This is a genomic window from Oculatella sp. LEGE 06141 (assembly GCF_015207605.1).
GTDB lineage: Bacteria > Cyanobacteriota > Cyanobacteriia > Elainellales > Elainellaceae > Oculatella.
Genome location: NZ_JADEWO010000011.1, coordinates 144,615 through 150,756, shown reverse-complemented (window position 1 = coordinate 150,756; position 6,142 = coordinate 144,615). Strand labels below are relative to the sequence as shown.

Genomic DNA, 6,142 nt, shown 5'->3' with positions numbered 1-6,142 from the left:
AGTGATTGGCACCTGGGCAGACGTACTCAACCGTGCGAACCTGGGGATGGAAGTGATGCACGAGCGCAACGCTCACAACTTCCCGCTTGACCTGGCTTCTAGCGAAGCACCCAGCATCGTTGGCTAATCGAAGCAGATGCTTTCGATAGTTGATTAAGCTTGAAAGCGCCCCACAAGGGGCGCTTTTTGCGTAGCTGTCATTGCTTAAGCATTTGAGCATTCAGAGGTCATTCTTTGCGGTTGAGCTTCAACAATAAAGAGCGCTGGCTAGTCCAGTTCTGTGCCAACGGCAAAGTTACCGTTGGTTTCAATAAGCAACATATTCTCTGGTAACCCCAATTCGTTCGGCAAGCGGATAGTGTTGGTTCGGGTTTGGTTGGGGGCAACTGTTCGCTGATTCAACTGTGTTTCTATTTCGGCCAGGCGATCGGCATCGTACTCAAATTCCGAGGTTGCCTCGTCCTGTGGTATCAAAAGCTGAGCTGCCTCACCCGGTGAGGAATCGGCTTCAGCGGCAGCAGCAAATCCGATCGTACCGAAGAGCGCTGAAATGGCTAATGGTAGAAGTTTCATTTTTCTGCCTGTTGAGGTTTGATTAGAACAAAACAAACTTAAGCTCCTCTACATTAACTAAGCTTATTTCGTGCAAGCAAGATGCAATTGAGCAACGCAATGGCGATCGCCCCGCTTCGTTAGCATTTCCTGATAAAACCGTTCGTGACCAAGAATCGCTATGATTTGAATGGTCTACGTTTGAGATGAGTCATCTGGAGGCATTCCAACGGTTTACGCACGTCCCTTAGCTCGACTAATTGAGCAGCTACAACGCCTACCCGGAGTAGGCCCCAAAACCGCACAACGCTTAGCGCTTCACATTCTGAGACGCCCGGAGACAGAAGTACAAGCCCTGGCTCAAGCGTTGATGGAAGCAAAGCAGCAGGTGGGGCTATGTTCTGTGTGCTTTCATTTGTCTGCCGATCCGGTTTGCGAGATTTGTCGTTCTCCCAGCCGCGACCCGGATACAGTCTGTGTCGTAGCAGACTCTAGAGACGTCATTGCGCTGGAGAAAACGCGCGAATACAAAGGGAAATATCACGTCCTGGGTGGTTTAATTTCCCCAATGGATGGAATTGGGCCGGATCAGCTTCACATCTCGCCGCTGGTGCGGCGGATTAGTCAACAGAAGATCCAGGAAGTCATCTTGGCGATTAGTCCCAGCGTTGAGGGAGACACTACAACCCTTTATGTGGGGCAATTGTTGAAACCCTTTACCAAAGTAACCCGCATCGCTTTTGGTTTACCAATGGGGGGAGACTTGGAGTATGCCGATGAGGTTACTTTAGCAAGGGCATTAGAAGGCCGACGAGAGTTAGAGTAGCGAGTCAGACTGCTCGACGGCTTGATGGATTGGCTTGATGGATTGGCTTAGTGGATTGGCTTGAATAGCGTCAATGAAGCGTTAACTGCGCGACTGAGTTGAAAAACTGACGGAAGATGCCCTGCGTTACCAGAATCGCCGTCAAAGCACTGGCAAACGACAGCATAATCATAATCAAAATTTGGTAAAGCGCTGCGTTAAATGGACTGACGCCGCTAAGTAACTGACCTGTAATAATGCCCGGAAGGGTAACGATTCCCACTACTGCCATCTGGTTCAAAATGGGAATTAATCCAGCTTTGACTGCCTCTTTGCGATAGGTAGCGATCGCCTCTCCAGGCGTTGCACCAAGACTTAAATGCGTTTCAATTTCAAGCTGACTGGCATTAATGGTGCTGGCTAACCGTTCCCCGGCGATCGCAGCGGCATTCATCGCGCTACCAAATACAATGCCAGCCAACGGAATCAAATACTGGGGTTCGTACCAGGTTTCTGGCTGAATGATTACCAGGTTGACATAGCTCAGCGTCAGCACCGAGCTAACCAAAATGGCACCAGACACTAAGGGCATTAGTTTGGGCACTTTTTTGCTGATGCGGTTACGAGCGACCGTTGCTGCAATGACTAACATCACACCAATCACCGTCAACACAACCCAGGGGCTACGCAGCGCAAAGACGATTTCCAAAACATAGCCAACCACCAGCAATTGAACGACCGTACGTGCTGTAGCGATCGCCAGATTCCATTCCAACCCAAGCCGTTGCCAGCTCGACAAGCCAATGGCAACGGCAGTCAGTGCCAACGCCCAACTCAGACGGATTGGATCAAGTTGAATCAGCGAATCCACAAGGGTAACTGTTGGAGAAACGACAATGAATTAGCCTGAATCTTTTGCGAAACACTTTCAGGACTTTATCATTCTTTAGACATGGTAAGACACAGTAAAGCATGGTCTGCTATTGCTTAGGAGTAGACTTTAGACTATGAATATCAAATGCTGGATTAGGTCAACTCAAGCTTGTTGAGGCAAGGCTTGATGACTTCTAAGGCATAGTTTTCAGACTGTGGTTCAACTACAGTTGAAGAGGGTGTCTGGACAGTAGAAACCATGACCTGCTACGTTTCTCTGGCTACCAATTCTGGGGAGAAATAGACCGAAAGTCCTTCCGAATTGGGGATATAGGGATAACGGTAGAGCGATCGTTTCTTCTCAGACCTCCTCTAAAGCTACTTTCTAATGTCCAGCTGACCAGTGGTTCAGCATTGATGTTTGTGGTGTAAAACGAGTGAGTCCAATTCCCCCTTTTGATTTAACCCAGCAGTATACAACGATTAGCGAAGAGGTCAGTGCTGCTGTATTAGATGTGTTGTCTTCAGGTCAATACATCAAAGGCTCTGTTGTAGAGAGCTTCGAGCGGCAGTTTGCAAACTACATCGGTACCAGTGAAGGCATCGCCTGCAATTCCGGTACAGATGCGCTTTACCTGGCATTACGAGCCTTGCAGATTGGTGCAGGCGATGAAGTGATCACCTCACCGTTTACGTTTATCGCAACGGCAGAGGTTATTAGTGCTGTTGGGGCAACGCCTGTTTTTGTGGACGTTGAGCCTGAGACATTTAACCTCGACCTCAAACTGATTGAAGCGGCTATTACAGAGCGCACGCGGGCAATTATTCCGGTTCATTTGTTTGGACAACCAGTGAATATGACCCGGCTCATGGCGATCGCCCAAACTCACCGCCTGGTTGTAATCGAAGACTGCGCTCAGGCGATCGGGGCGAAGTGGGGTAATGCCAGGGTTGGTAGCATTGGCCATATTGGCTGCTTTAGCTTTTATCCCACCAAAAATTTGGGAGCCTGTGGCGATGGCGGAGCCGTGACGACTAACGATAGTGCGATCGCGGCGGCGATTCGCATGTTGGGCGATCATGGCAGAAAGTCGGGCTACTTTCACGAAAAGGTTGGGGTAAATAGCCGACTGGATGCGGTTCAGGCCGCCATCCTACAAATTAAACTACGCTACCTCGATAGCTGGAATGACCAGCGGCAAACGGTTGCAAAACGCTATCACCAACTGCTCCATTCCATTTCGGATTTGGTTGTGCCTCAGATTCCAGAAGGGGGGCATGGTGTGTGGAACCAATACACGATTCGCCTTTCCAGGGCTTTAGAGACGCATCAGCACAATGGACACGGCAATTTTCGAGATGCGGTGCGCCAGCAGCTTCAGCAACAGGGGGTTAGTTCAATGGTGTACTACCCTCTCCCACTGCACCTTCAACCTGTTTATGCTGATTTGGGGTACCAGGTTGGGCAATTACCCGTTTCAGAACAATTGGCAAAAGAAGTGCTGTCACTACCAATGTTTCCTGAACTCTCGGCGCTGCAACAGGAACAGGTTGTGTATACGCTAAAAGATTCGTTGCTCCAGGTCGCAGAACTCTCGGTTTAAGAGGATGTACAGGTTTAATTTGTAGCCCAACACCCGCAGGGTATGCTGCGCCCCTGCGGGTGTTGGGCTACAGAATACTTCTGAGTCTATTTCAATGGCTATTTGCCAAATGTACGCCCTTACAAGGAGACATTTGATACGGTTCAAGCATCCTTTTAAGCCTTCTTTAGAGGGGGAGATTAATTGCTCTTTTTACAGGCTCACTACTCCACAAAACAGTAGTACATTGCAATAATTGATCGTTGCTCTGACCTCAGTTGGACGAATAGTTATTAGCCTACTGAGTAGCTTCCTTGATAAGCTCAGATCAATAGACTCGCAAGATGTTTGAAGGTTAAGCAACAGGATTGCATCTATGTAACATCTGTTGAAATGACATTCAGATAGCATTATTTATCAATGCTGCTAAAGAGTGACACCGTGTTATCACCTTAGGAGGATGGAGTTTCTATTAAACATACCTATTCTAGTAATAGAGCCAAGGATAAAAAATAACCTTTCGCTCCAAAACTTATAAACATAAGTTTTGCGAAACTATCGATTTAAGAGGGAATTATGAGTACAGAAGAAAGAGCTAAAGCAACTGGCAAAAACCTCGAAGGTAAAGCGCAAGAGGCTATGGGCAACATCACTGGCGATCCCGGTGACAAAGCTGAAGGCCAAGCGAAGCAAGCCGAAGGCCAAGCACGCCACGCCAAAGAAGATGTCAAAGATAACGTCAAAAAAGCATTGGACTAATCTCACTTTAAACATTAGATTCGTGCGATAGAGCAGTCTAATTTTGGGTCTAATGCTCTTAGTTACCAGGATTAGACAGTTAAGAAAGGGGGAACAGGTATTTGACCTGTTCCCCCTTTTTCACGTGATGGAGTCGTACTGTCAAGCGCTAATTGCTCGACGGAGAGCTGCTTTTTGCTGAGGCGATAATGAAGCAACTACTTTTCTGGCCTGATTCACATCCATCGATCGCAACATTTCCAACAGTTCCTCCTGGAGTTGCTCTCCCGCTTCAGAAACAGGCGGATCTAAAATTTCATCTGCTTCCGGATGACGGCATACTCCAGCGTCACAATTTAGCCCTAATTCGTGCCAGTAAATTGTTGGTACAACATGGCCGCGTTGACCTACATATTCGTGGTTCAGTACATGGCTTTCCCAATACGCCTTGGGCGACTCGTAACGTTGCAGTTGGCGTGGGTATGGAACGGTGAAACAGCCAAAGACTTTACGGTATTCTTCAGAATCCAAAATAGCTGTAATCAACGCTGTTGCACCCTTCTTCATCAAGAGATCGCAAGACGTTTGAACTTCCGTTTGATGAAGTGGAGCACGCCCCATGAAGTGTTTGAAGCACCACTCAATAAACTTCAAATTAGAGGCGTTGAAATAAAACACATTCAGATAAATGTTTGAATGCCCCAACTCTTTGAGAAATCGGCGTACGCCAATTTTGTCATTCAAAAAGTCCTTTTCTATGGCTGCTAAACACTTGCGTTCATAGCAATAGGGTTGTCGCTCTAAAACCTGGCGGTAGATTTGGTGCAATGCCGCCTGCCGCTCTTCAAAAGACGACCGTCGGCTGACAGTAATGGTATTAAGGTGATTCATGAAGCAACTCTCCAACAAAGCAAATAAGTGCCTTGCCATTTCTGGTAAGGGTGTACATTGCTGTTTGCAGACCTCTTGGTGAACTCACGCAAGCAGCAAAACTGCCGGAGACGCTGTGACTGGGTTAGGAAAGCGGTTGATTAAGCGTGGGATTGAAGAACCAAGATAACGCTATCGAGGTAAGGCCGCAGCAGCATACTGTTGGCAGGGGGGAAGCTAACATTGATGGCGTTTTGCAAGTAGCGGTAAGCAGTTGAGCAAGGGGTATGCCGTTTGTGTGCCAACAAGATGGTATCTAGCCATGCCATCATCTGCTCTTTGAAAAAGACTTCGTCATCTCGCAATATAGCTAGCGCAATGTAGCGCAGCACTTCTGACATGTCATATTGACAACGTTGCCCATGTTTTTTGATGATGTCTGGGTTAGCTTGAGCCATTTTTTGTAACGCCTGAACCACCAGTGCCGGACTGCGATCGCGCAACATTTGATACGTTTCCAGGCGCAGTGCGTACGTTTGAAAGTACTGTTCTAACGGCTGTAACCCTTGACTGTTCAAGTATTGACCGTCAGCATCTAGGACTTTATCTTCCAGGGTGCGGTTGAGAGTATGCATAACAGTTGCGATAACGTTTCAGTCAGTTTAAAGCGTTCTTTCAACGCTGATGTGATCAGATTTCCCTGCACTACAAACGAACTGAA

Annotated in this window: 7 protein-coding genes and 1 pseudogene; 4 read left to right on the top strand and 4 right to left on the bottom strand. The window is 47.7% G+C overall.

Going from position 1 to position 6,142, the window contains the following annotated elements; translation table 11 throughout:
* Positions 1 to 127: pseudogene (locus IQ268_RS10765) on the top strand (photosystem II q(b) protein); the annotation flags it as partial.
* 140 nt (positions 128 to 267) lie between these two features.
* Here the strand turns inward: IQ268_RS10765 and IQ268_RS10760 are convergent.
* Positions 268 to 573, bottom strand: coding sequence for a hypothetical protein (locus tag IQ268_RS10760; protein ID WP_193878319.1), 306 nt, complete (start codon positions 571 to 573; stop codon positions 268 to 270).
* A gap of 202 nt (positions 574 to 775) precedes the next feature.
* Here IQ268_RS10760 and recR point away from each other — a divergent pair, with 202 nt between their 5' ends.
* The gene (gene recR / locus IQ268_RS10755; RefSeq protein ID WP_193878339.1) at positions 776 to 1,378 is read left to right on the top strand and encodes a recombination mediator RecR; all 603 of its coding nucleotides are present in this window, start codon (positions 776 to 778) and stop codon (positions 1,376 to 1,378) included.
* A 70-nt stretch (positions 1,379 to 1,448) separates the two neighbouring features.
* Here recR and fetB read toward each other — a convergent pair whose 3' ends face one another.
* Positions 1,449 to 2,228, bottom strand: coding sequence for an iron export ABC transporter permease subunit FetB (gene fetB, locus IQ268_RS10750; RefSeq protein WP_193878317.1), 780 nt, complete (start codon positions 2,226 to 2,228; stop codon positions 1,449 to 1,451).
* Positions 2,229 to 2,667: 439 nt separating this feature from the next.
* Between fetB and IQ268_RS10745 the strand changes: the two genes are divergently transcribed.
* Together IQ268_RS10745 and IQ268_RS10740 are read left to right on the top strand one after the other, a co-directional pair.
* A complete protein-coding gene (locus IQ268_RS10745; RefSeq protein ID WP_193878315.1) occupies positions 2,668 to 3,834 on the top strand; it encodes a DegT/DnrJ/EryC1/StrS family aminotransferase in 1,167 nt (388 codons plus the stop codon).
* Between the two features lie 555 nt (positions 3,835 to 4,389).
* Entirely contained in the window at positions 4,390 to 4,572 is a 183-nt protein-coding gene (locus IQ268_RS10740; RefSeq protein ID WP_193878313.1) for a CsbD family protein, read from the top strand.
* A 141-nt stretch (positions 4,573 to 4,713) separates the two neighbouring features.
* Here the strand turns inward: IQ268_RS10740 and IQ268_RS10735 are convergent, their stop codons facing one another.
* Positions 4,714 to 5,442, bottom strand: coding sequence for a phycobilisome rod-core linker polypeptide (locus IQ268_RS10735; RefSeq protein WP_193878311.1), 729 nt, complete (start codon positions 5,440 to 5,442; stop codon positions 4,714 to 4,716).
* 140 nt (positions 5,443 to 5,582) lie between these two features.
* Positions 5,583 to 6,056: a phycobilisome protein gene (locus IQ268_RS10730; RefSeq protein WP_193878309.1), complete on the bottom strand. Its 474-nt coding sequence runs from the start codon at positions 6,054 to 6,056 to the stop codon at positions 5,583 to 5,585.
* Positions 6,057 to 6,142: the final 86 nt, after the last annotated feature.